Source organism: Treponema bryantii, from assembly GCF_900111035.1.
In the GTDB taxonomy this organism is placed as follows: Bacteria; Spirochaetota; Spirochaetia; order Treponematales; family Treponemataceae; genus Treponema_D; species Treponema_D bryantii_C.
Genome location: NZ_FOFU01000008.1, coordinates 16,874 through 41,087 on the forward strand (window position 1 = coordinate 16,874; position 24,214 = coordinate 41,087).

The following is a 24,214-nucleotide window of genomic DNA, read 5'->3' on the forward strand; positions in this document are numbered from 1 at the left end:
CATATGTTTGAAGTACGCGTTACGGCAGACTTTGCTGCTGCCCATTTTTTAAGAGATTACAATGGTAAATGTGAAAATCTTCACGGCCATAATTATAAGGTATATGCCCATGTAAAAGGTCCAAAACTCAATGAAGGCGGAATGCTTTTAGACTTTTCTAAACTCAAAGCCGCTCTTCGCGAGGTTTGCAAACAGCTGGATCATACAAATCTTAATGACCTTGCAGTTTTTGATCAGAACCCAAGTGCAGAACGTATAGCAATGTATATTTATGATGGAATAATAGCTTTGCTTAAGAAAGAGGGAATAGATTTATCGTACAGCGCAGGCAAAACTGAGCCTGCACTGTACTGTGTTGATGTTTTTGAAACAGAAACTTCACGCGCACGTTACCGTGTTGATGAGTAATGTCCGACAGATAATTACACTCTGAATTTATCTATCTGACCACCAATATCTTCAATTGATGACTTCATCTTTTCTGAAATGTCGCGAAGGGCAATACCGGTATCCTTAATTCTTTCTGCATCCTGTGTCATTTCTTCAACACTAGTCTGCATGATACCAGTTGCGTCCTGAAGATTTTTAACTTCTTCAAGAATAGCCTTATTTCCCTGTGACATTTCAACGCTGGCAGTTTTTACTTCAATTGTAGAATCGTTCATAGAATGAAGTGCATTCGAAATATGCATAGAGCCTGTATTCTGTTCTTCCATTGCAGCCTGAATCTGATGAACAAGCTGTTCAGTATCAGAAATCTTATTTGTTACAGACTGGAATGCTTTACTTGATTCTTCCGATGCAGAAACTACATTATCAATTGAGTTCTTGATATTGTTCAGCTGATCACCAATTGTTTTTGACTGAGAAGAAGAGGTTTCAGAAAGCTTACGGATTTCATCAGCAACAACCGAGAATCCCTTACCTGCATCTCCGGCATGAGCAGCCTCAATTGCGGCGTTCATAGCAAGAAGGTTAGTCTGTTCTGCAATATCTGCAATTGCAGTGTTTGCATCCTGCAAAGTTTCACTCTGGTTTTTGATGTCTTCAATAATTGTATTTACATTTATCTGCATCTGAATACCAGTCTGAGCAGATTCCGCAAGAGCATCAAAAGATTCAGACATCTTTTCCATAGAAATATTTACAGATTTAATATTTCCAATCATCTGTTCAATAGCCGCAGATGCATCAGAAACTTCAGAAGATTGTTTGCCAATCATTGTTCCTAAAGATTCAATGTTAGTGGCAATTTCATTTACAGCACCAGCAGTCTGTTGAACCGAAGTATACTGATTTGAAATCTGTTTATGTACAGATTCAATACTGTTAAGAATTTCATCAATAGAAGTGGCTGTGTTCTGTGTAGATGAATCCAGTGCGAGACCAGCGCTTCCAAGAGTATCTCTTGATTTCTTTACCTGAGCAATAATGGACTGCAGTTTTTCCGTAAAGTTATTAAAGCCGGAAACCACATCACCAATTTCATCTTTAAGATGAATATTAATTCGTTTTGTAAGATCTGCATCACCAGTAGCAATGTCGTTGATGGTATTCTTTACATATCCCAGAGGTTTTATAAGAAGTGAAACAAGAATTAAGGTTGAAATTACAACAATAATAATGGCAATTATAATAGCAATGGCAATGATTGTAGTTATTTTAGAAAGGCTGTCAAAGTATTCACTGTATGGAGCAGCACACATAATTGCCCAATCGCTGCCACCTCCAACCGGCATATATGAAACAACCTTTTTTTCTTTAGAAACAGGTTCAGTAACAATCTGATAGCCGGTTTCACCTGCAACAACAGCTTCAATCATATAATCCCATGGAGTTTTTACCTTTTCATCAACCTGTTCCATTTCCCATGACGAATATTCTTCCTGAGACATTCCTTCGTAAGAATTTCGACCGATTACAAGTCCAGATGCTGTAGACATAATTGTTGGATGTGAATTTTTACCAATCAGAATCGAATCAGAAAGGTTATATACATCATCACCATTTACGATAGAAGAAAGAATACCTATTGCTTTATTAGGATTTTTTGCGCTGTAAACCGGAATACTATAGAACATGATTGTTTCATCGCCAGCCCACTCCATCATATATTTTTTAGGTAATGGGTCGATAATAACTCTTTTTCCTGAAATAGTTTGCTGAAAAAAATCCTGATCAGAGACATCTACATAAACACCATCAGGTCTGATACACATTCCTTTGTCATTATAAAAAGCAAGGTTTTCCAGATGTTCTGGATTTGCTATGGCAATAGCTGAAAGCTGGGTAGTTTTCTGTTCCAGCGTAATATCTTCATCACGAAGATAAGGAAGTTCCGCAATTGCTTCCAGGAAGTAGAATTCCTTTTCCATTACATCATGTAAAATTTTAGCAGATTTCTGGGCATTTAATTCCATAATCTGTTGGGTACTTGTTGAGATAGAATCTGATAATTCCCGTCTTGCAACAAGTCCAACTGCAATTACTGCGAGGTTTACCAATACAACAACAAAAACGATGATTTTAAATTTTAAACTGATCTTCACAACAACCTCCTGAATATCAATACTATTTTATAACAGGTTGTTAAGAAAAAAAAGAAAAAAATACAATTATTCTGAATTTTTTAAGCAGATATTAAAGACGAACAGGAACACCGTTTCGGTTCAATTCATCTTTAATCTGGCCTACAGTATAAGTTCCGTTGTGAACCATGCTGGCAACAAGTGCTGCGTCTGCCTTTCCTGTGGTGAGTGCGTCTGCTAAGTGGGCAGGGGTACCGCCGCCGCCACTGGCAATAACAGGAACCGGAACATTTTCGGAAATCAAACGTGTAAGCTCGATATCATAACCATTCTTTGTTCCGTCAGCATCCATAGAGTTCAATACAATTTCACCGGCGCCAAGTTCAACACCACGCTTAGCCCATTCAAGAGCATCGAGCCCTGTGTCTACGCGGCCACCGTTGATAGTAGTTCCAAATCCGCTTGGTTTTGTAGGGTCGCGGCGAACATCCATACCAAGAACAATACTCTGGCTTCCGAATACCTTTGCACCTTCAGTAATAAGTCCCGGGTTCTTTACAGCCTGACTGTTCAGAGAAACTTTTTCAGCTCCGGCAAGAATAGTAGAGCGGATATCTTCGATAGTACCGATTCCACCTCCAACGCAGAAAGGAATGAAAACCTGCTGAGCAACGCGCGAAATCAAATCAAGAATAGGGCCACGGCCGCGAGCCGAAGCAATAATATCGTAAAAAACCAGCTCATCAACGCCCTGTCGGTAATATTCAGCAGCCATCTCAACCGGGTCGCCGATATCTATATTATTCTGAAACTTTACACCCTTAGTAGTTCGTCCGTCCTTTACATCCAGACATATAATAATTCTTTTCTTTAGCATGATGTCCCCAACTTACAGAAGTTCTCAATAATCTTCAGTCCAGTCACACCACTTTTTTCCGGGTGGAACTGACAGGCAAATACATTTCCTTTCTGAATTACAGAAGGAACTTTAATTCCATATTCAGCATAAGCTTTTACAACCGATGCGTCTTTAGGACAGATTACAAAAGAGTGAACAAAGTAAACATCAGAATCATTTTTAATTCCTGCCAGAATAGGGCAGTCACCATTTTCAAAGCTGATGTTATTCCAGCCCATGTGAGGAACCTTGATTTTATCTTCCTTCATCTTTGGCTCAATCGTATAAAAATGTTTGATTTCGCCTTCAACAAGACCAAGACAGGTTGCATCGCCTTCTTCAGAATGTTCAAAAATAATCTGAGAACCAACACAGATTCCAAGAAGAGGCTTTCCCGCAGCAACCTGCTCGCGAACGAATACATCAAAGCCGCTTTTTTTCAGTTCAGCCATAGCGTAGGCATCATCACCATCGCCAGGGAACATAAAGCGGTCACAATCTTTCAGTTCAGAAGGATTTTTAGAACGGATATAAGGAATCTTCAGATAATCCAGAGCACGCTCAAGACTAGTGATGTTTCCCGCATTAAAATCAATAATTCCAACCATGTTTCTAATTATAGAAATATTAGAAAAAAAAACAAGAATTTTGGAACAATTTTCAAGGCTTCCGTATTATAAGTAAACCGTGAACTTTGGCTCCCAGTCTCGTATTTGTAGGTCAAAAACGCGCAATATTGCGCTAGACGTTGTTTGTGGTATAGAAACTATTATACCTGCCGCTTTCGCGGCAACCACAAACAAAGTCTTTTTGCCCTACAAATCCGCTCCTTTGCGCCAAAATTTTCTTTGATTCTTTTTAATGCGGAAGTTCTGAAACTATTTCTATTTATTTTTAGATTTCGTTTAATTAATCAAATGTAAATTTATCAAATTCCGCAATTATTTCTTTTGATGAAGACAAGAACTCAAAATAAACCGCACGCTTTCCAATCATACTGGAATTGAGTGTGGCAGTTGCAGTTTTCTCACCTTTCTTCATATTAAATGATGCAATAACCTTGCCCTTATAATCATCAACGCGAACATTTACCGTCAAATCTTCTTTTGCAAGAATATCTGCAGTAGCAGTCTTAGGAGTATTTGCACCAAACTGAAGATAGCGGAAGCCTACAGTCAAATTGCTTGTGATATCAACGATTGGAGAAGAGATATTATCATCCTTTTCATAAACAGGCTTAATGTAAGCACCGCCCATGCCACCGTTGTAGCCGCCTTTTGTACCACCGTAAATATGAACAGCATAACCTGCAGAAATCCACTTGCGTGCATCAAGACCGTTGATGTGGGCACCCTGAGATGTCATCTCAACTGGTTCAGAAGCAACAGGCTCGCCATCCTTATAAGTAATTTTACCAACAAAAATGCGGCCGTTTTTATCCATTGCAACATCAACAGGCTCAAGCATTGCCTGGCGAGAATACTCATCAGTTCCAATCTGGCGGTGATAGAAAATGTACCACTGGCCGTTTACTTCCATAAGACTTCCGTGGTTGTTACCCCAGCGGTAGCTCATCTGATTTTTACCGTCAGGACCTGGAAGAATCTCGCCGCCGTTAAAACTGATATCGCCACCCATCTTGTAATCTCCAAGAGGAGTGTCGCAGTACTTGTAAGAAAGGAAGCCGTTACAGTCTTCGTAAACACCATACTGCGGGCGGTGAGTGTAGTATCGCTTAGAATAGATGAAAACATATTTACCAAAAAGTTTACGAGGAGAAGATGCCTCAAAGAAAGCATCATTTTCATCATCCATACCATCATCTGGAGACCATGGAGTAATACTGTGCTTTACAACATTTTCGCGGAGAGTTTCCTTTTTAATTGTACACATATCGTCGTTGAGCTCTGCACAGTATTGCTTACAGAAACCCCAGAAAGCGTAAACCTTGCCATCATCATCAACTAAAATTCCTGGGTCAAAAGCAAGTTCTGTAAGTTTTGGATTTGTAAAAGGTCCTGCAGGATTTTTACTGGTTGCAAGCATGATGCGTGAACCTTTTGCTTCTGCAGCATACATATAGAATGTATCGCCTTTCTGAACAACGTCTGGAGCATACAAAATTGAACCGTCTGTAGAAGTGTAGCATACACCGTGACAGGTCCAGTTTGTTAAATCATCAACTGGGGCAGACCATACAACCTGATCAGTTCCACAATATTCAGTTTTAAGTGTATCGTGAGAGCCGTAAAGATAAACTCTCTTTTCTCCATTATATTCAAAAACACGTGGTTCTCCGTCTGGAACATGTTCCCAAAGCGGCATATAAGGGTTAGCACCTTTTATATATTCTTTTTTATTCATATTAAAACCTCACTTGATAGATAAAGATAAAGAAGAATAACTATTGAATCAAGTGATTTTGACCGATAAAAAAGTATGGCAATAAAAGAATATTTATCAGTTATTTTAGGCGTATTAAAAGATTTTCGTGTAATTGGAACTGTTATTGTCATGATTCTTGTAATTCAGTTTGCAAAATTTGTTACTACATACAAGAAAAAGCCGCCTAAACCTAAAAATAAAAAAGGTACTAAGGCAGAACCTGCACCAAAGAAAGAAGAAACTAAAGCAGAGGGTGGAGAAGCTTCTGCAGAAGAAAAATAATAATTTTTCATTAAATTTTACTCTTAAAACTTCCTGAAATCTTTAAAGCCGCACCATATTATAGATATGGGTAATAATGAAATCATTTCTACAGATGAACCATGTCTGGATTATGTAACACAGACCGCTTTTAATAATTTTGGAATAAAGTATCTGTATCCATGGCAGAGACTTGTCGTTTCAAATATTCTCGAAGCTTATGAATACTGGAAAAAGCCTCTGGAATATGAAGATGAAGGTGAGCTTACAGATTCGTTCTGTAAAGGCCGGCAGATTGTACTGCTTCCAACGGGCGCGGGAAAGTCACTTTGTTTTCAGATTCCGGCATTGCTTCTGGATGGACCGTCTTTAATCATTTATCCTCTTCTTGCCCTTATGACCGATCAGCAGAGGCGTATGGAAGAGGGGAGTCTTAGAAGTGTGACTTTTCGAGGTGGGCAGACTGAAGAAGAACGAGAAGAAAACTTTCGTAAAATCAGGGAAGGGGCACAGATAATTCTGGCAAATCCAGAAGTTTTGCAGAGTGAAAGTCTTTTAGAGCAGTTGAAGGATGTAGGGATAAAGCATATAGCCATAGATGAAGCTCATTGTGTTTCAGAATGGGGTGATTCATTCCGTCCGGCTTATCTTGGACTTGGTAATGTAATAAAAGTGTTGAATCCGCCGGTAATTACAGCCTTTACAGCAACTGCATCTCCAGAAGTACTTTCACGTGTCGCAGAAATCCTTTTTGATGGAAATGCACATGTCGTTCGAAGTGAAAGTGACAGAAAGAATATTATTTATTATGTCCGACAGGCAGCTGCAAAAAAGAAGGAAGCTCTGCTGCTCGCCAGAACAGAACAGCGCCCAATGATTATTTTCTGCGGTACACGTAATAAAGCTGAAGATATGGCGCGGGAATTAAATGTATGTCTTGGAGATGGAACTGCACGGTTTTATCATGCAGGTCTGGATAAAACGGAAAAAGATGAAACTGAAAAATGGTTTTATGACAGTAAGGATGGGATCTTGTGCGCTACCTGTGCATACGGAATGGGTGTGGATAAAAAAGACATTAAGACTGTAGTTCATATAGTGCCATCCGCAACAGCTGAAGCGTACATTCAGGAAGCCGGCCGCGGCGGCCGTGATGGCAGCATCGCTAAGGCAATACTTTTATGGAGTCCCGCAGACTCTCTGGATTATTCCGTATATGCACCGGGCACCCGTCAGGCTGCCATGAGGGATTTCGCAGAAACCACAGAATGCCGCCGCCAGGTTTTACTCGACGCACTGGGCGCCGAACAGGCAGTCTGTAGCGGCTGTGACTTATGCGATGCGCGGCGTGCAGCCACTCCACAAAAATCTTCGCCTTCTGACTGGCAGACGGCCTATGAAATCATAAAAAAAGCCAGGAACTACTATTCGGAAGATGAAATAGAAACTGAATTATTCGAAACCATGAATAACCGTACCCGCCGCCTTTTAGGCCTCAATGTCTGGACCCACAAGGACACGGTGGAAGTGGTAAAACAGTTAAAAGACAGCGGCCGAATAGAAATGGACAATTTCTTGTGGAAAGGAAGATTAAGAGTAAAAAAGAGTCGTGAAACTAAAAAGAAGTCTGTGAATTAAAAAATCTTACGTGCGCGAGCGAATCACGACTACAAACTGCATTTGGGCGTTCGCGAGCGGAAGCACGTAAGATTTTTTTGTTATCAGTCCATAATTGTGATTTCAACACGTCTATTTTTTACTCGCCCAGCTTCCGTAGAATTCGTTGCGACAGGTTCCGTTGCACCTTTACCCTGAGTAAACACATGATACTGATCGCGAATACCAAGTTGTACAAGGAATTCAGCAACTGCATCTGCGCGTTCTTCAGAAAGTTTCTGCTGCATTTTTACGGTTCCGCGGTCTGCACAGTGGCCTGTAATCAAAAGGTCGTTTGAAAACTCTTTAAGAATCTCACCGAGTTTCTCAATTTTTTTCTTTTCAGAAGGAAGAAGGATAACAGAATCCGGTTCAAACTGAATTGCATCCAGACTGATTGTAAGTCCTTTATCTCCCTGCTTTACGGAAATATTATCAAGTTTGTATTTTTCAACCTTTTTCTGAAGTTTTTTAAGGTTATTCTTGTCGTTTACGGATTTATAATCAGTTACTTCACCATGGGCAGTGCCGCGGAATGCAAAAGTATTGTTATAGGTATCATACATGTAGATTACAAATTCTTCTGTATAATGGTCGAGTTCTCCGCGTTCATTGTCCCACCAGATTTTCTGAATTGCCTGACCGTGAGTTCCTGCATAAGTACAGTCAGAATTGTAATTATTTTCACTCAGATTGTCCTGAAAGAACTTATACTGCACTTCGAGTACACGAAGGATTTTATCATCTGTTTCTTCATCACCAATATAAGTATAAGTAGCTGTAAAAGGAACCTGGATAGCTTCTTCCATATTAAAAAGCTCGCGGCAATCATGTACTTCAAGTCCTTTACTTGTCCATGATTCACCAATCTTGATTTTTTCATCAGAAAATGAAGGAACGCTCTGTACTGTAGGCAGATAGTCATTGTCAGAATCGTGGAGCTGTCCATTAGCATCGCGGTAAACTCTAACGGAATTTTCTTCTCCCCAGGAAAGCATTCTGCCAGTGGAATTTATGAAGTTGTTCTGAGTTGTCATATAGTGAGTAAAAAGTTTAGCAGAGCCATCCTGTTGAGTTTCTGTTACAGTGGTGGAAGTACGGTTTATAAATTCTGTTCTGTTATTCAATCTTCCATTAATATAAGCTTCTTCTTCAACTGTGGCTACGTGTGATACAGCATCACCTTTTTTCTGCTTGAATTCAAATAAAATGCCTTCATCGGCAAATAAAGAAAAGGTAATGAATAAAAGTATTGCAGTTACAGATAAACGTTTCATAAAGAAATGAACCTCCTGATACTATCATTATCGGCATTTATGGTTTATATTGTAAAAATGATTGAGCAGATTTTAAGTTACATTAAAAATATGGTGTTGGAGATCCCTTTTCCTGCACTTATTGCATTTTCTGTTGTATTTCTTCTTTTGATTATCCAGACAATCCGTCTTCATAAAAATCATGCATCGCTTCGTTCAGATGCCATTAAACGTTCCCGTTCTGTTCTGGGAGGTCAGCTTGCAGAACAGGTTGCTCCTTATCTGCCGGGCTTTCCATGTAATCCCGGTGATGCACGTTTTATAGGAAAACCGGTTGATTTTATAGCATTTCCCGGTATGACAGAGGATAATAACGTAAAAGAAGTTCTTTTAATTGAAGTGAAAACAGGAAAATCTGCACTCAGCGGACGAGAAAGAGAGATTAAGCGAGCTGTTACCGAAGGTCGTGTACGGTATGTAGAATATAGAGCAGATGATTAGTTTTTCAGCAGTGCATTTACATCACCTGCAAGGTATGCGTCACAAAGCTGATAAGGCATTGGTTTTCCTCGTAAAAAGCCCTGAACAAAATTACAGTTAAACTTATGAAGCAGCTCAAGCTGTTCCTTGTTTTCAACACCTTCTGCAATAGTTTCAAGCCCCATCTTTTCTACCATATCAATAATAGAGCGGGTGATTGTCGCCTGAACTCCATCTTTTGAAGTGATATCATTTATAAAGGCTTTGTCAATTTTAAGGGTATTCAAAGGCAGCATCTGAAGGTAACTTAGGGAAGAATAGCCTGTTCCAAAATCATCAAGAGAAACTCGGATGCCCATGGCTTTTATATGTCGGAGCTTATCAATTGCATCTCCCATATTGTTAATCATAACACCTTCTGTGATTTCAATTTCAAGAAGTTCGGGATCAACCTTATATTCAAGAATGAGTTCTTCAAGTTCCTGTAAAAAGTTGTCACAGAGAAGTTGAATTGGAGATACGTTTACAGAAATAATTCCACGGAAATCGTATTTAGCCTGCCATGTTTTGAGTGTGGTTATAGCTGTTCTTAAAACCCATTTTCCTATAGGAACTATGAGGCCTGATTCTTCGGCAAGAGGAATAAATACGGCTGGAGAGATTGTTCCAAGCTCATCATCATGCCATCTGATAAGGGCTTCAAAACCACGGAGTTTTCCAGACTGAATATCAAACTGAGGCTGATAGTACTGTGTAAAGCAGCTTCCCAAAAGGGCTTCGTTCATTTTTGTCTGAAGGGTAAGATGCTGAATGAAAACTCTCTGCATCTCAGGTTCAAAATAAAAAAAGCTGTTCTTTCCGTTCTTTTTTGCATAATGAACTGCCATGTCTGCAAAGCGAATCATTTCTTCTTTCTGTTCTGTATTAGCCGGGAACATTGAAATACCGCCGGAAACAGAAATCTGTTTCAACTGGAATGCATCAAAAATACAGTCAATAAAGTTTACAAGAGAATCATCGCTTTCAAAATTTGTGATTATTACAGCAAACTCATCATCACCGTATCGGAAGATTTGAATGTATTCTCTCTGAAACTGTTTTAGGACATCTGCAACATCAAGAATAACCTGATCTCCTGCAGCACTTCCAAGGGAATCATTTATATTCTGAAGGTTATCAATATCAACAACAAGAAGGGCAGCTCTGTATTTCTTAAAGCGGGCTGTTTCAAGGGTAATTGCAAAAGTATCTGCGAAACCTGTCCGGTTTGAAAAGCCTGTCATAGGATCTGTTATAAGGGTTTTCTTTAGTTTTCTATAATATTCGCGTTCAGAAGTTATATTGATAAAAGTGATTATGATGTACTTTTCGGAAGGTACATACTTCATCTCAATTTTATACCAGGCTTGAGTTGAAGGTGAAAAGTATTTGATGTCATCATAGAAACGGCCGGCAATGGCATCAAGAGCCATCTTAAACCATGGTATGTCGGAGGTAATATTCATGGAGAAATCAGACCATTTAGGCTTGTTCTGCATAATAAAGCCGGCGGCTTTTTTTACTTCCTCATTGGTATAAACGATATCAAAATCTATGATTTTTCCAGTGTTGTCTTTAATGGGAGTTCCAACAATAACAGGGGCTGCGATATTGTCGAGAACAACAGAAAGGTTTACGCTCATTTTTTAACCTACTATTTTTATTTACCCCTCTCGGCAATTATTATGGTAAGTCTAAAATGAGCATAAGTCAAATTAATTTTATAAAATTGAATTAACTATGGTTATTTTAAATAACCATAGTTATTGAAGTTTTAGTCAGCAGTAAAACGAATTGTTTCCCACTTTTCGTTGAATTTTTCGAGATCTTCACCTACATCAAGCTTAAGTTCACCAGAAGCCATTTCTTCTGCCTTGTACATAGGAACTGTTGTGCGGTGTTTTTCTGCTTCGAGGTTTACATAACCTGGGAAACGGAAATCATCGAGGAACATAGCATAGATTTCTGGTCTGTGGATGAAGTTGATGAACTCGTTGGCACGGTCGTAATGTTTTGCCCCCTTAAGAATAACCATAGAATCGAGGTACATAGGACCGCCTTCTTTTGGAATAAAGAAGTCAATCATATCTTCCTGCTTTTCTTCCGGAACTTCACCAAATACAACTTCAGCATAACCCTGGCATACCCAGAAGTCTCCTGCAGCAAAAGACTTACCAAAGCCTTCTGCGTCAAACTTTACAAGGTTTGGCTTCCATGAAGTGTTGATAAGGTCTGTAGCAGCCTGAAGTTTTGCATCATCAGTTGTGTTTACAGAAAGTCCCTGGAAAGCAAGAGCATCTCCAATAACTTCACGCATATCATCCATCATAGACATATGGCCCTTAAGGTCTGTGCGTGCAAAAATGTTCCATGATTTTTCGTAGTTAGATACCTTCTGCTTGTTTACAGCAATACCAGCCATACCAAGATAGTAAGGAACCTGCCATTCCATTTCAGGGTCAAAAGTCATAAGCTTTTTGGTATCAATGTTGATGTATTTCTTGTTTGTGAACTTTGTCTGATCAATCTTCTGAAGCATTTTCTGATTGATCATGATAGATGTGTAGTCCTGTGATGGGAATGTGATGTCATATCCCTTAGCTCCGGCCTTGAGTTTAGCATACATAACTTCGTTTGAGTCGAAGGTATCAACTTTTACTGTACAGTTGAATTCTTTTTCAAAAGCCTTGAGAACTGAATCTGGAGTGTAATAAGTCCAGTTATAAAGATAAAGAGTTCCATCATCTTTTTCATCACCACATGAGGTGAAAGTGAATGTGACAGCAACAAGTGCCATAATTGCAAGTGCAATCTTTTTCATTAAAATCTCCTATTCTCCGTCATTGCGAGAAGCAAAGCGACGTGGCAATCTATTGCAATGGATTGTTTCGCCTTTGGCTCGCAATGACGAATAAATAATATTAATGACCTGCGGCAAAGCCTTTGAGTCCCTTACGGCAGATAAAGGCAATCGAACAGGTAAAAATAATCATAATTACAGAAAGTGAATTGATTACCGGTGATACTCCAAAGCGGATCATCGAGTAAACATAAAGCGGCAGGGTAGTAGAACCAGGGCCTGCAACAAAGAATGTGATTACAAAGTCTTCAAGAGACATTGTAATTGCCATGAGGAAGCCGGAAAGAATTCCTGGCATGATAGCAGGAACGACAACCTTGAACATTGTCTGAACTTCGGTAGCTCCAAGGTCATGTGATGCTTCTACGATAGAGTAATCAAACTCGTCGAGGCGTGCATTTACCATAAGGAAAACAAACGGAAGACAGAAGGTTGTGTGTGCGGCAAATACGGTAAAAAGTCCAAGTGGAAGATGTACACCGCTGAAGAAAATTACCATAGAAATACCGATAATAACTTCCGGCAAAACCATAGGAAGGTAGGTGAGTGTCTGAATGAATTTCTTTCCGCGGAACTTATACCAGTTTACACCGATAGAAGCCATAGTTCCCAGTACTGTAGAAACTGCTGCAGAAGAAAAAGCAATCAGAATACTATTTAAAAGAGCCTGCCACAGAGCTTTTGAATTAAAGAAAAGCTCCTTATACCAGGTAAGGCTTACCTTTGTAAATTCAGCACCCTTGCTTTCATTGAAGGAATAAACAATGATTACAAAGAGAGGCAGAAAGAGGAACACTATAGTGAGCCAGAGTACAAGCTTTGAAAATGAAAATTTGTGATTATGACGTCTCCATGCACGTTTAGCGTGACGGGCATTTTCAGAGCGAGGTTTATTCATGCTTGCGAAGGCGTTATGAAACAGTACACCAAGAGTTCTTGCCATTACTGTACACCTCCAACATAGTTATCTTCTTTTGTATTCTTTTTCTTGAGCTGAGCTTCCTGTGAATTAGAGCGGGTAATCATCATAATTCCTATAACAGAAATAATTGTAATTACCATAGAGAATGCAGCAGCAAGAGGCCAGTTACGTGTCTTCTGAACCTGATCAACAATGATGTTTCCGAGCATGTAAGAATCCTTTCCACCAACGAGGAGAGGAACTGTATATGCACCGAAAATCGGAATGAAGGTAAAAATCAGTGCAGAAATAATACCGCTGCGGATTCCCGGAATCAGAACCTTAAACATAGACTGTGGCTTAGTTGCCCCAAGGTCGCGTGCGGCTTCAAGGAGAGAAAAGTCAAATCGGTCTACTGCAGTAAAGATTGGCAGAATTGCATACGGAATATACATATACACGCTTACAAGAATGACGGCCTTAGTATTATATAGGAAAGGAACGTAATCCTTTATAAGATGCAGCTTCATCAAAATCTGATTAAGAATACCATCGTTGTTCAAAATACTCATCCAGGCAAAAATACGGATAAGGGAATTTGTCCAGAACGGAATGATAATCATAAAAAGGAAGAGAGTCTGATGACGGCTGCGGGCCATGGCATAAGCACTCGGAATTGAAACTAAAATCGTTATTATAGTAGAAATAATAGTGATTTTAAGAGTTCTAAGTACAATCAGTCCATATTCCGGCTTACACATCTGCTTATAAGCCTTGAGAGAGAACTTCCATTCAACGCCACCGTAAACACCTTTCTTTAAAAAGCTGTAAATAAAGATGATTACAAGAGGAGCAACAAAGAAAATAATAAACCAGAGTCCCATTGGCCAGCCGTAAAAAGAGCCGACGCGGGAATCATGTAATTCTTTAGATAGTCGTTTATCTTTCATTATTTATTGATGTCCTCAACAATATAAGCGTCTTCTGCAGACCAGGAAACATAAACCCTGTCTTTCCACTGGATAACAGGACCATCATCCATATAGTCCGTATGCTGCTTGAATACTTTGATAACTTTACCTGTATCAAGCTTTACATAGAACTTAGACTGGAAGCCTGAATAAATAGGCTCCTCTACGATTCCACTGAAAACATTTATATCTGTACGGCCACCGGTTGAAGGTGGTTCAAGAGTAATTCTGATTTTTTCAGGACGGATAGTGAAGGCAACTTTCTGACCTTTGTCTGTGTGCTCGTAATCTGTAACCTGCATAAAGCGGTCGAGAGCAGCTTCTGCGGCAGTATCTGTTGCGAGAGGTGCCTGCTTTCCGAGTTCCGGTACACTGAGGGTAGCCATAAAATCATCGTTACCTGCAGCGTCCTTGTGAGGAACGCAGTCTACAACTTCAGCATCAAAAAGATTTGTCTCACCAATAAACTGAGCAACAAACTGAGTAGCAGGACTTTCATAAATTTCGTATGGAGTTCCAATCTGAAGTACATGACCTGCGTTCATAACTGCAATGCGGTCAGAAACAGAAAGAGCTTCACTCTGGTCATGAGTTACATAGATAAATGTAATACCAATCTGGTCGTGAAGACGATCCAGATCAATAAGAAGATTTGCGCGGAGCTTTGCATCCAGGGCAGAAAGAGGCTCGTCGAGCAGAAGAACCTTAGGCTCGTTGATGAGGGCGCGGGCAATAGCAACACGCTGTTTCTGTCCACCTGAGAGCTGGTTTGGCTTTTTGTTAATGTGCTGATCCAGCTGTACAAGGTGTACGTATTCGCGAACCTTTTTATCAATTTCATCCTTAGGGAGTTTCTTAAGACGCAGAGAGAATGCTACGTTTTCGTAAACAGTCATGTGAGGAAAAAGAGCATAAGTCTGGAAAACGGTATTTGATTCGCGCTTATCCGGTGAAAGAGGAATTACGTTCTTGTCATCAAAAAGAACAACTCCATCATCTGGAGACTCAAAACCTGCAATTATGCGGAGAAGTGTAGTTTTTCCGCATCCAGAAGGACCAAGAAGAGAAAAGAACTCTCCCGGTTCAATAGTAAAATTGATGTCATCCAGGGCAACAAAATCGCCGAATTTTTTGGATACATGATCAATGGTAACCTGACTTCCTTTCACCAAGCAACCTCGAATATAATAATGTTATAAAGATTAAAATGATACATATATACAATTATGTCAATAAAAAAAAGAAAATAATTGAAAGATTTCATAAATTGAATTATTCTAAATAGTGAGGTTACTTAATATGATTTCTATTATACTTGGAATACTTTTTATTGCGTTTACAGTTTTTGCAGTTCTGCCTATGTGTCCACTTAACTGGGGCGCAGATGTAATTGCATTTTTGAAGGGCGGAGCTCCAGTTTTTGCAGCTCTCATCGGACTTATCTGTCTTTTCATTGGTGCTGCAGATATTAAAGATAAAAAAGAAGCTAAAAAAGAAGATGCTGCTAAAAACGACCAGCAGTAGTATTGACTCAATCTATTGAAATCTGATAATATACTTTACCCGTTATTGGATTTTTGACTGCTCATCGAAAATCCAATGCAGTTTCAGTTCAGATGCAAGTTCTGGAACCGCAGATAAACTTTAATTTTACAGTAAGGTATATCATGGAAACTATTTTCGTTAAAGAATACGAACAGGCTCGCAAATGGTACGTTATTGACGCAGCCGGAAAACCACTTGGACGTGTTGCTGCAAAGGCAGCTTATATTGCACGTGGAAAGAACAAAGCAACTTACACAAAGAATCAGCTTATGGGTGATTTCGTTGTAATCATCAATGCAGAAAAAGCTGTTGTAACTGGTGGTAAAGAACAGAAGAAGATTTATTATCATCACACAGGTTTCGTAGGTGGACTTCGCGCTCATACTTATGAGAAGCTTCTTGAAAAGCACCCTACAGATCCAATGGCTATTGCTGTTGCTGGTATGCTTCCACACGGAAGACTCGGTCGCAAGATGATGGATAACGTAAAGATTTACGCTGGTGCTGAGCATCCACATGCTGCACAGAATCCACAGCCAATTGAACTTTAATACGGGGGATAGAAAATGGTAAAGAATATTGCTATTGGTACAGGAAGAAGAAAGACTGCTGTAGCCCGCGTATTTGTTCGCGACGGCTCAGGAAAAATCGTTGTAAATGGTAAAGATGTAAAAGAATACTTTGTAACTGCAGAACAGATTCAGATCGTTCAGCAGCCACTTTTGGTTACTTCAATGGGTTCAAAGTATGACGTTCTTATCAACGTACAGGGTGGCGGTATGAACGGACAGGCAGCTGCTTGCTTGCACGGAATTTCACGCGCTCTCGTTCAGATTGATCCAGATGCTCGTACATCTCTCAAGGCTAACGGATACCTCACACGCGATTCTCGTATGGTTGAGCGTAAGAAGTACGGACAGAAGGGTGCTCGTCGCCGCTTCCAGTTCTCAAAGCGTTAGTTTATACAAGTTCGCTACAGAACTTATTTACAAAACTCGGTCACTCGGCCGAGTTTTTTTGTTTTTAACGGTTCTTCGATTTTAGGTATGTGTCCTCTTTTGCTCTGTGAGGAATTTTCTTTTATATTGAACTGATTATTGATATAATTAAACGCAATAATATGATTATCAAGACAATCGCAGAAACATCATACAGTGGAATGTTCAAGGTAGCGCCTGAAGAGGGTTCTGCATTTTATGTGCGGGCGGAATATCTGCCGGAAGGTCTTTTTGAGAGAATTGATGTTGGTGTTGAGTTTGATGAAAATGAAACCGACTGCCTTCTCGACGCAGGTCTTACCTGCGCAGTTGAACTCAAAGCTGTTTCATATCTTGCCCGTGCTGAACAGAGCCGATTTGGACTTACACGTAAATTAATAGAAAAGAAGTATGATAAAAAATATGTCGAAGCCGCGATGTCTTATCTTGAGTTGCGCGGTTATTTGAGCGATTTACGTTATGCAACTGCCTGGCTTAATACACGAAAAACAAATCATTATGAGGGAAGAAGCAGGTTGTCTGCAGAACTTGCAACACGCGGAATAGCACGAGATGTTGCAAATAAAGCCCTTGATAATTTTTTTGCAGAAAATGATGAAGACGAGATCTGCCGCAAAGCATATGAGAAACTGTCCAGAACAAAGTCTGGTGAAAAATTAACAGCGGCTATGCTAAGACAAGGGTTTACTCAAAAACAGATTCGAAATCTCTAATGAATTAGTTTCTCACAGAGCAAAGGAGGGCACAGAGGATAATAAAATTATAAAAACTCTGTGTCCTCTTAAGCTCTGTGAGGAATTTATTTTTCTTCAATATAGATTAACTGTCCCTGGAAGTCGCCCCAGTCGCGTCTTACCGGAATGCCGGCTTTTGCAATTGTGAGGCCGGTCAGTTCTACCGGCTGTAACTTTGACAGGTCTTCATCTGGCCAGGTCACTTTATATCTTGCATCCGGCTTAAGCCCGGTAATCTTTATAAATCGTGTCTTATAATTCGGGTGGTTCATTACCTGAACAAAAGTCACAAGTGCCTTTGACTTATCTTTTGCAATACTAGCCCAGCAGTCATATTCGTTGTTTTCACTGTAACTTGCAATACGGCTGTAGTCTCCGTTACGAACCAGGCTGCTGAACTTTTTGTAAAGTGCAACCTGACCTGGAATCATTGCGCGTTCTTCCAGTGGAAGTTTTGTGATGTCCAGTTCGTAGCCGAAGGTTCCGCTTAGGGCAACATAACCTCGTGTCTTAAACGGAGTAACGCGGCCACAGGCGTGGTTAGGACAGACACTAACATGTGCTCCCATTGTGGAAAGCGGATAGATGAGGGCAGTTCCTTCCTGAATAGAAAGTCTCTCAATTGCATCTGTGTCGTCACTGCACCAGATTTGAGGACTGTAGAAGAACATACCCGGGTCAAATCGTGCGCCGCCACCTGAGCAGTTTTCAAGCAGAAGTTTTGGGAACTCAGTGAGTAATCGTTCCTGCAGACGGTAAACAGCAAGAACGTAGCGGTGATAGAACTCGCCGATTCTGTCGGCGGGCAGTGCAACAGATCCTATGTCTGTTAATTGGCGGTTCATATCCCATTTTACATATTCAATATTTGCGCTTCGAAGAATTTTTGCGACGCTTTCGTAGGTATAGTCTTCAACTTCTTTTCTTGTGATGTCGAGTACCAGCTGCTGGCGGCTCATACCAGGTTCGCGGCCAGGAATCTGAATTGCCCAATCCGGGTGTGCACGGTACAAATCAGAATCAGGAGAAATCATTTCAGGTTCAAACCAGATTCCAAATTTCATGCCAAGCTTGTTTACTTCATCAACAAGATGCTTAAGTCCGCCTTTGATTTTATCTTCGTTTACAGTCCAGTCACCGAGTGAGCTGTCATCAAAAGAACGGTGACCGAACCAGCCGTCATCCATAACAAGCATTTCGATGCCGTCTTTGCTTGCTTCGCGGGCTATATCAATCAGCTTGTCTGTATCAAAATTAAAATAAGTTGCTTCCCAGTTATTGATGAGAATAGGGCGGTCTGCCTTTTTGTATGGAGAGCGGATAAGGTGTTCGCGGTAAAGATCGTGGAAAGTGCGGCTCATTGCATTGAGGCCTGAATCAGAATAAACAAGAACAGCCTGAGGAGTATCAAAAACTTCTCCGTTTTCAAGCTTCCATGTAAAGCCTTCCGGGTTAATTCCCATTACTGCGCGGATATTATCAAACTGATTTCTCTGAACGTCTGCAACAAAGTTTCCGCTGTAAATAAAGTTGATTCCATAAACACGACCGGAATCCCAGTCTGCATTGTGATCGAGGAGGGCAATAAAAGGATGCTCCTGATGACTGGTTTCACCGCGCATAGAAACAACGCCCTGCTTTCCCATATGAACCGCGTGACGTTCCATATGGCGTTCGCGTGCCCACGAACCGTGCAGTGTAATCATATCAAAATTGTCGTTATCAATATCTAAAGCAAGTGAAAGAGCCTTTTTAATATAGAAAGGTTTTGTTCCATTATTTTTGATTCTTACTGAGCGTACAATTGCATCAATTTTATCAAAAACAGTGTAAATGAGGGTAACCTCTGCGCCGAGAATATCGTCTGTAGCGGTGAGTTCGAGGACAGAACAATCTTCAGCCCCTCCAAAAACAGCCGGTAGTCCCGGAAGTTCCTTTGCACCAGCAATGATTTTATGGCTTTTATATTTTAATTCAATTGCGTTATGACCTTCGCTGTCACAGACTGCAAGAGCTGATTCACGGTAATCACCAAGTCCTTCTGTCGGAAGTTCCTGCGGAAAGAAGTCTAAAAACATTCCTTTCTCGCGGAAAATCTTATTTCCGGAAAAACCGTATTCCATATTGCGGGTGAGGTAAGAAACATCATCTTCACCAATCTTGCTGCCATAATAAGCGTGCCCGATATAGCCGCGCTCGTTAATAAAAATTGAATATGTTGAATTTGGTGTATCTAAACGGAAACTATTTTTCTTTGAATCAAAGGAAATCATAATTTTTTTTACCTCATAATTTGTATATTTTTGTTAGTATAACTACAACCTCTTAATACAGCAAGTTAAATATAAATAAGTTCTTCTTTTTGACATATAACTATAGCTATGTAATAATATTTTAAGAATAAAAGGAGTTTTAGATGAAACAACGTCTTTTATATATTTTTTTATTGCTTGTTTTATTTTCTTCCTGTGAAAACTTCCTTGATAATCAGAACATAAAAGAAGATATTACTGAAACTATCGCTTATAAAAATGCACCTGTCTGTACAGTTCTGGTAAAAGCTGATGAGACCATTGGTTATTTTATTTCTTCAGGTGAAAAAGAATTTAGACTTGGTTATAGCCAAAAACTGCAGTTTTCATTAGATTCTGATGAATATCAATATCACAGTCTGGAAGCTGTATGCAAAACAAATCCTTCAATAAGTCGTGCAGACTGTGTAAAATTTACTCCTGTTAATTCTATAGCAGATGAAAAAAAAGGGATTTATACAGTTGATGTAGAAATTGTAAAAAAGCAGGATGATATTTTGATTAGACCAGTGTGCTTTCAGTTACCATCTGTTACTTTGCACGAACCTTCATCTCCAATTGCACAGAATCTTACTAATATACCTATAGTAATCAATTTCAATATGCCAATGAAAGATGATATTATCTCATCTGAAAAACTGTTTATATCACATTATGGTTTACAAATCAGTCTTTCTGAATATTTTGAAACACCTGTTCTTAGTAACAATAATCAGACTATTACAATAATGCCCAAAACTCAGGATTTGCTGAATTATATAGTTAGCCTGAATGCTGCGTTTCTGGATATTGGTATTTCATTCGCTGAAACAGTTTCTGTTTGTAAAGAAAATACAATACTGTATTTGCAACAGAATAATAATTCAAATTTTTCAGTTAGATATGTTCCTCAAAAAGAAAATGTTAAACCTGATGTAAAAGATTTCTTTGTAACCAGAACTCCATTAACACAGGATAATACTGATTCGATAGAAAAGATTAATCAACTGGAAAAATTTGCTAATAAAACAGAAAAGTATTTATCACGGGATGAAATCAGACAAAATAGAACTGGCGGTACAGTGTATATTTATGGTCGTTATTATGATAAAGATTCAGGAATTAAAAATGTTATTATTACAGAACAGCGTACAAATAATGAAGAAGGCGAAGTAGTGAATGATCCTGAAATACAGCCAGTTGAATATACAAGGTTCAATATAAACAGTGATGGAAATTCTCTGGAAAACTTCTGGATTGATGCAGATGGTTATACCCGTTTTTGTATTAAATATACACTACAGGGCGATGATGATAATCCAAAAAATGGGGCAGTATTATTAAAAGTTCAGGTTTTTGATGCCTGTGATAATGAAGCCGAAGAACAAATTCTTTCTGTAATTAAGAATCGTGGGAAAATTGAAGTTGACTTTAATGCTTATATGAATAAGAAGAAATCAATGGATTTTAATGATTTTTATGATATTTCAAATTATGAAGATAATATCAGCATTTTATATGTATATGAATCAGAAGAAATATCTTATAATGATGATCATGCAATGATTTCTGATGGTGTTAAAGAAAAGTTGTATAAAAGTGTTTTTTTAACAGGTCATTTATTTCTTCCCTCTATAAAATATATTGATGAGACAGGTCAAGAAGAACAAAGAGATTTTTCTTTTAATGAAGATGAGTTAATCTGGGAATTACCTTTAAATGATTTGAAAAAGCGGAATATATACAACTTTACTCTTATAGTAAAGGATGATATCGGTAATATTTCTCAAACTGCAGTTATATTGCCTTGTCTTTCTTTATATTCCTTAAAAAAATCCACAGAAGAGCCAGATATCCTTTTAGCTGAGTTTTTATATGTTCAAAGTGAAGGCTATGAATTTGATTTATTTAGAGAAGATTCAGATAATGCAATTACTCGGATATATGGTTGTGAAACTTATACATCTATTTCGTTAGATAGGAATTGTACTTACTATGCAGTTCCTAAAGTTGCACATAATCTTTATGGAGATTTATTGAAAATTGAAATGGATAAAAATGAAATTTCAGTTGGAAATAATACAATTAATATACAGTTTGATCGAGAAAAAGATATAAAACGGCATATTCCAAAATCAGTTGAGGATTGGGATTATTATGATTTAATATTGCATATAGATGAATCAGAATGGGATTTATACAAATCTATTCTTGTAAAAAAATCATATGGTTCTGATGCTGTTATTGAATATGGTAGTACGGAATATGTTTTCAGTATTGATACAAGATTATCTAACCAATCTCAATCACTAACTTTCTATGGAATTACTGAGAATAATTTATTAGGTGGTATAGGTTCTATAAATATAGAATGTTTTAATGCGCAGGAAAACATAAAGTATGACTTTACAGCACCTACTGTTCTAACCCAACGAGGTACTTATGAATTTTATCAGGTATATATCAAATATGAAGGTGGTGCTTCTCCAGAGCGTGCTGTTATTTATTTGGGAGATGATGCAATTGAATTAAATCAGCAGAATAATTTTTCTAAGATAATACCATATTGGGAAATAATTAATAATACACAAAAGAATGATGTATGGTATTACTTTCCATACGAATCTTATGATGTAAATGGTAATGTTGCATTCGAAAAGGCAAGTTTTTATATACCTGATGGACTTTATGAGCCAAAGAGTTTTGATACAATTCAAACGCAGGAAATTAATGGAAATTCAAATAAAGTAACGGCTACATTAACCAGTTGTCCAATAAATTCCCGTTATATGAGTGATTACGAAAAAACAAGTAAAACAAAGTATATATATGTTTATACTCTTACAAACGATGATTATTGGATTAATAATACAATTGCTTTATCAGTTACCAGGGACTTTTATTCAATAGATCAAGATAACGGTTATTTTGAATTTAGTGGAACTAACTTAATACTTCCAAAAGATTCTTTTGTACTTTTAACTTCAACTGATCATTCGACTAGTGAATATAATTACTATTATACTTCAGGCGGAATTTTCTATACAGGTATTCAGACACAACGTGAAAGATTGTATGATTTGCTTATTCCAAATGGAAATTCTAAAACTTCTGTGGCCATTAGTTCAGATGAGCCTGTTTTTGTACATACAGTTGTAACAGATGAATCCTATGATGTATGTAAAAACTGGACTGCAAAAGAGTGGGAATATTTTAGAGAACATATTGGTGAAAAAAGATTTAATTTTTCAAGCGAAGATCATTCTCCAAGACGTTATGTCATTCCTGTAGATGAAATAAAAAACGGACATTGTTATTGTGTTATTGCACACTTTTCTGATAATCATACTGAAATGACAGAAGTAAAGATTAAGGAATAAAATAAGACACCTAGCACCTCCAACTTAAAACCTATATAATAGAAGAATGAACCACAAGAGTTTTGTTTTTTTTGATTGTGAATGTGCGAATACCTTTGATGGTGTTGGTAAAATCTGTTCGCTTGGTTATGTTATCTGTGATGATGATTTGAATATCATTGAAAGTGAAGATGTCGTAATGAATCCAGAGTGTGATTTCGATTGGTACCTGCTTTCCGGTAAAGGGGATTGTAAGCTCGCATACTCTAAGGATTATTTCCGGATTAAACCTAATTTTGAAAGCTACTATAAGGATATCAAAAAACTGTTTACAACCGGCAATCGTTATATTGCAGGTTTTGCAGTTTCAAATGATGTTGGTTTTGTAAATGATGCCTGCGAGCGTTATGATATTCCTTATATTCAATTCCGTGCTTTTGATCTTGAACGATATCTTGAACGAAAATATGAAAAGAAGCAGAAGCTTGTTGAATGGGCTCAGGAGTTTGGAGTAAACGTAGCAAAATATCAGAGCCATAAATCTGAAGATGATGCAATTATGACAATGCTCTGTCTTAAGGCTGAATGTATGCGAACAGGGCAGAGTGTTGAAGAAATCATTTCAAGTCCTGAAGGAAAAAACTGTTTTGTTTCAAATGAGCAGATTCTTGAACAGGCAGCTGAGCGAGCTTACCGCCGTGAGATGACAGAAAAAATCAAGAGACTTTATGGGAAAAAATCACCGATGCCTCATTTTAAGACAGTGCTAGGTGAGCGTTTCGAACTGGACAATAAAATCCTTCGCGATGTAGATTACGCTTTTGAGCTTGTTAAAAAGATTTATGATAACGGTGGAGTTACCGGTGAGCATCTTACAGCAAGCGGAAATGCAGTTTTTATTTCAATGCCGAATCCAGAACATGTTAAGAAGATTGAAAAACGTGGACTCAAGATTATGCTTCTTGAAGAACTGGAAAGCTTATTGAAATAGTTTGATATAGAATAAAAATGTGTTATATTTTACAAAAAAAAATTGACAAACATATAAATAG

The 24,214-nt window shown here is 38.5% G+C and carries 21 protein-coding genes; 10 read left to right on the forward strand and 11 right to left on the reverse strand.

The features are described from left to right. Positions 1-3 precede the first annotated feature (3 nt). Positions 4-408, forward strand: a complete 405-nt coding sequence (gene queD, locus BMY21_RS12070) for a 6-carboxytetrahydropterin synthase QueD (protein WP_074644589.1) — start codon at positions 4-6, stop codon at positions 406-408. Between the two features lie 14 nt (positions 409-422). On the opposite strand, the gene BMY21_RS12075 is transcribed toward queD, so the two are convergent. The 4 genes from BMY21_RS12075 to BMY21_RS12090 form a co-directional block, all read right to left on the reverse strand. Further along, positions 423-2,549, reverse strand: a complete 2,127-nt coding sequence (locus BMY21_RS12075; RefSeq protein ID WP_074644590.1) for a methyl-accepting chemotaxis protein — start codon at positions 2,547-2,549, stop codon at positions 423-425. A 91-nt stretch (positions 2,550-2,640) separates the two neighbouring features. Further along, positions 2,641-3,405 (reverse strand): imidazole glycerol phosphate synthase subunit HisF, encoded by a 765-nt coding sequence (gene hisF / locus BMY21_RS12080; protein ID WP_074644591.1) that lies wholly within the window; start codon positions 3,403-3,405, stop codon positions 2,641-2,643. Continuing rightward, positions 3,399-4,034 carry an imidazole glycerol phosphate synthase subunit HisH gene (gene hisH / locus BMY21_RS12085; protein WP_074644592.1) on the reverse strand — a complete coding sequence of 212 codons (636 nt, stop codon included), beginning with the start codon at positions 4,032-4,034 and terminating at the stop codon, positions 3,399-3,401. The genes hisF and hisH overlap by 7 nt, the downstream gene beginning before the upstream one ends. 301 nt (positions 4,035-4,335) lie before the next feature. After that, the gene (locus BMY21_RS12090; protein WP_074644594.1) at positions 4,336-5,790 is read right to left on the reverse strand and encodes a family 43 glycosylhydrolase; all 1,455 of its coding nucleotides are present in this window, start codon (positions 5,788-5,790) and stop codon (positions 4,336-4,338) included. A 75-nt stretch (positions 5,791-5,865) separates the two neighbouring features. Between BMY21_RS12090 and BMY21_RS12095 the strand changes: the two genes are divergently transcribed. After that, positions 5,866-6,093 carry a hypothetical protein gene (locus BMY21_RS12095; protein WP_074644596.1) on the forward strand — a complete coding sequence of 76 codons (228 nt, stop codon included), beginning with the start codon at positions 5,866-5,868 and terminating at the stop codon, positions 6,091-6,093. A 66-nt stretch (positions 6,094-6,159) separates the two neighbouring features. After that, positions 6,160-7,710, forward strand: coding sequence for a RecQ family ATP-dependent DNA helicase (locus BMY21_RS12100; RefSeq protein WP_083379857.1), 1,551 nt, complete (start codon positions 6,160-6,162; stop codon positions 7,708-7,710). Positions 7,711-7,793: 83 nt separating this feature from the next. Here BMY21_RS12100 and BMY21_RS12105 read toward each other — a convergent pair whose 3' ends face one another. Next, a complete protein-coding gene (locus tag BMY21_RS12105; RefSeq protein WP_074644598.1) occupies positions 7,794-9,005 on the reverse strand; it encodes an OmpA family protein in 1,212 nt (403 codons plus the stop codon). A gap of 57 nt (positions 9,006-9,062) precedes the next feature. On the opposite strand from BMY21_RS12105, the gene BMY21_RS12110 reads away from it, so the two are divergent. Continuing rightward, complete coding sequence (locus tag BMY21_RS12110; protein ID WP_083379865.1) at positions 9,063-9,485, forward strand: Holliday junction resolvase-like protein; 423 nt, start codon at positions 9,063-9,065, stop codon at positions 9,483-9,485. On the opposite strand, the gene BMY21_RS12115 is transcribed toward BMY21_RS12110, so the two are convergent. From BMY21_RS12115 to BMY21_RS12135, 5 genes are all read right to left on the reverse strand, one after another. Then, positions 9,482-11,146, reverse strand: a complete 1,665-nt coding sequence (locus BMY21_RS12115) for a putative bifunctional diguanylate cyclase/phosphodiesterase (protein WP_074644600.1) — start codon at positions 11,144-11,146, stop codon at positions 9,482-9,484. The two genes, BMY21_RS12110 and BMY21_RS12115, sit on opposite strands and share 4 nt — an antisense overlap. A 131-nt stretch (positions 11,147-11,277) precedes the next feature. After that, a complete protein-coding gene (locus BMY21_RS12120; protein WP_074644602.1) occupies positions 11,278-12,324 on the reverse strand; it encodes an extracellular solute-binding protein in 1,047 nt (348 codons plus the stop codon). Positions 12,325-12,424: 100 nt separating this feature from the next. Then, positions 12,425-13,306, reverse strand: coding sequence for an ABC transporter permease (locus BMY21_RS12125; RefSeq protein ID WP_083379858.1), 882 nt, complete (start codon positions 13,304-13,306; stop codon positions 12,425-12,427). Then, positions 13,306-14,214: an ABC transporter permease gene (locus tag BMY21_RS12130; protein ID WP_074644603.1), complete on the reverse strand. Its 909-nt coding sequence runs from the start codon at positions 14,212-14,214 to the stop codon at positions 13,306-13,308. The genes BMY21_RS12125 and BMY21_RS12130 overlap by 1 nt, the downstream gene beginning before the upstream one ends. Then, on the reverse strand, positions 14,214-15,404 hold the full coding sequence (locus BMY21_RS12135) for an ABC transporter ATP-binding protein (RefSeq protein ID WP_074644605.1): 1,191 nt from the start codon (positions 15,402-15,404) through the stop codon (positions 14,214-14,216). The genes BMY21_RS12130 and BMY21_RS12135 overlap by 1 nt, the downstream gene beginning before the upstream one ends. Before the next feature lie 130 nt (positions 15,405-15,534). Between BMY21_RS12135 and BMY21_RS12140 the strand changes: the two genes are divergently transcribed. The 4 genes from BMY21_RS12140 (at position 15,535) to BMY21_RS12155 (ending at position 17,491) form a co-directional block, all read left to right on the forward strand. Continuing rightward, positions 15,535-15,759: a hypothetical protein gene (locus BMY21_RS12140; RefSeq protein WP_074644606.1), complete on the forward strand. Its 225-nt coding sequence runs from the start codon at positions 15,535-15,537 to the stop codon at positions 15,757-15,759. A gap of 143 nt (positions 15,760-15,902) precedes the next feature. Continuing rightward, positions 15,903-16,331 (forward strand): 50S ribosomal protein L13, encoded by a 429-nt coding sequence (gene rplM / locus BMY21_RS12145; protein ID WP_074644727.1) that lies wholly within the window; start codon positions 15,903-15,905, stop codon positions 16,329-16,331. 15 nt (positions 16,332-16,346) lie between these two features. Beyond that, positions 16,347-16,739, forward strand: a complete 393-nt coding sequence (gene rpsI, locus BMY21_RS12150; protein ID WP_074644608.1) for a 30S ribosomal protein S9 — start codon at positions 16,347-16,349, stop codon at positions 16,737-16,739. Positions 16,740-16,900: 161 nt separating this feature from the next. Further along, positions 16,901-17,491, forward strand: a complete 591-nt coding sequence (locus BMY21_RS12155) for a regulatory protein RecX (RefSeq protein WP_074644609.1) — start codon at positions 16,901-16,903, stop codon at positions 17,489-17,491. Between the two features lie 86 nt (positions 17,492-17,577). On the opposite strand, the gene BMY21_RS12160 is transcribed toward BMY21_RS12155, so the two are convergent. Beyond that, on the reverse strand, positions 17,578-19,785 hold the full coding sequence (locus tag BMY21_RS12160; protein WP_074644611.1) for an alpha-galactosidase: 2,208 nt from the start codon (positions 19,783-19,785) through the stop codon (positions 17,578-17,580). 143 nt (positions 19,786-19,928) lie between these two features. On the opposite strand from BMY21_RS12160, the gene BMY21_RS12165 reads away from it, so the two are divergent. Beyond that, a complete protein-coding gene (locus tag BMY21_RS12165; protein WP_074644613.1) occupies positions 19,929-23,183 on the forward strand; it encodes a hypothetical protein in 3,255 nt (1,084 codons plus the stop codon). 46 nt (positions 23,184-23,229) lie between these two features. Further along, entirely contained in the window at positions 23,230-24,153 is a 924-nt protein-coding gene (locus tag BMY21_RS12170) for a 3'-5' exonuclease (protein WP_074644615.1), read from the forward strand. Positions 24,154-24,214 lie beyond the last annotated feature (61 nt).

What these genes read in the sequence shown, in the direction of transcription:
- queD (WP_074644589.1), top strand. Translation starts at nt 4, where the DNA reads ATGTTTGAAGTACGCGTTACGGCAGACTTTGCTGCTGCCCATTTTTTA.
- hisF (WP_074644591.1), bottom strand. Translation starts at nt 3,405, where the DNA reads ATGCTAAAGAAAAGAATTATTATATGTCTGGATGTAAAGGACGGACGA.
- hisH (WP_074644592.1), bottom strand. Translation starts at nt 4,034, where the DNA reads ATGGTTGGAATTATTGATTTTAATGCGGGAAACATCACTAGTCTTGAG.
- BMY21_RS12090 (WP_074644594.1), bottom strand. Translation starts at nt 5,790, where the DNA reads ATGAATAAAAAAGAATATATAAAAGGTGCTAACCCTTATATGCCGCTT.
- BMY21_RS12095 (WP_074644596.1), top strand. Translation starts at nt 5,866, where the DNA reads ATGGCAATAAAAGAATATTTATCAGTTATTTTAGGCGTATTAAAAGAT.
- BMY21_RS12100 (WP_083379857.1), top strand. Translation starts at nt 6,160, where the DNA reads ATGGGTAATAATGAAATCATTTCTACAGATGAACCATGTCTGGATTAT.
- BMY21_RS12105 (WP_074644598.1), bottom strand. Translation starts at nt 9,005, where the DNA reads ATGAAACGTTTATCTGTAACTGCAATACTTTTATTCATTACCTTTTCT.
- BMY21_RS12110 (WP_083379865.1), top strand. Translation starts at nt 9,063, where the DNA reads ATGATTGAGCAGATTTTAAGTTACATTAAAAATATGGTGTTGGAGATC.
- BMY21_RS12115 (WP_074644600.1), bottom strand. Translation starts at nt 11,146, where the DNA reads ATGAGCGTAAACCTTTCTGTTGTTCTCGACAATATCGCAGCCCCTGTT.
- BMY21_RS12120 (WP_074644602.1), bottom strand. Translation starts at nt 12,324, where the DNA reads ATGAAAAAGATTGCACTTGCAATTATGGCACTTGTTGCTGTCACATTC.
- BMY21_RS12125 (WP_083379858.1), bottom strand. Translation starts at nt 13,306, where the DNA reads ATGGCAAGAACTCTTGGTGTACTGTTTCATAACGCCTTCGCAAGCATG.
- BMY21_RS12130 (WP_074644603.1), bottom strand. Translation starts at nt 14,214, where the DNA reads ATGAAAGATAAACGACTATCTAAAGAATTACATGATTCCCGCGTCGGC.
- BMY21_RS12140 (WP_074644606.1), top strand. Translation starts at nt 15,535, where the DNA reads ATGATTTCTATTATACTTGGAATACTTTTTATTGCGTTTACAGTTTTT.
- rplM (WP_074644727.1), top strand. Translation starts at nt 15,903, where the DNA reads ATGGAAACTATTTTCGTTAAAGAATACGAACAGGCTCGCAAATGGTAC.
- rpsI (WP_074644608.1), top strand. Translation starts at nt 16,347, where the DNA reads ATGGTAAAGAATATTGCTATTGGTACAGGAAGAAGAAAGACTGCTGTA.
- BMY21_RS12155 (WP_074644609.1), top strand. Translation starts at nt 16,901, where the DNA reads ATGATTATCAAGACAATCGCAGAAACATCATACAGTGGAATGTTCAAG.
- BMY21_RS12160 (WP_074644611.1), bottom strand. Translation starts at nt 19,785, where the DNA reads ATGATTTCCTTTGATTCAAAGAAAAATAGTTTCCGTTTAGATACACCA.
- BMY21_RS12165 (WP_074644613.1), top strand. Translation starts at nt 19,929, where the DNA reads ATGAAACAACGTCTTTTATATATTTTTTTATTGCTTGTTTTATTTTCT.
- BMY21_RS12170 (WP_074644615.1), top strand. Translation starts at nt 23,230, where the DNA reads ATGAACCACAAGAGTTTTGTTTTTTTTGATTGTGAATGTGCGAATACC.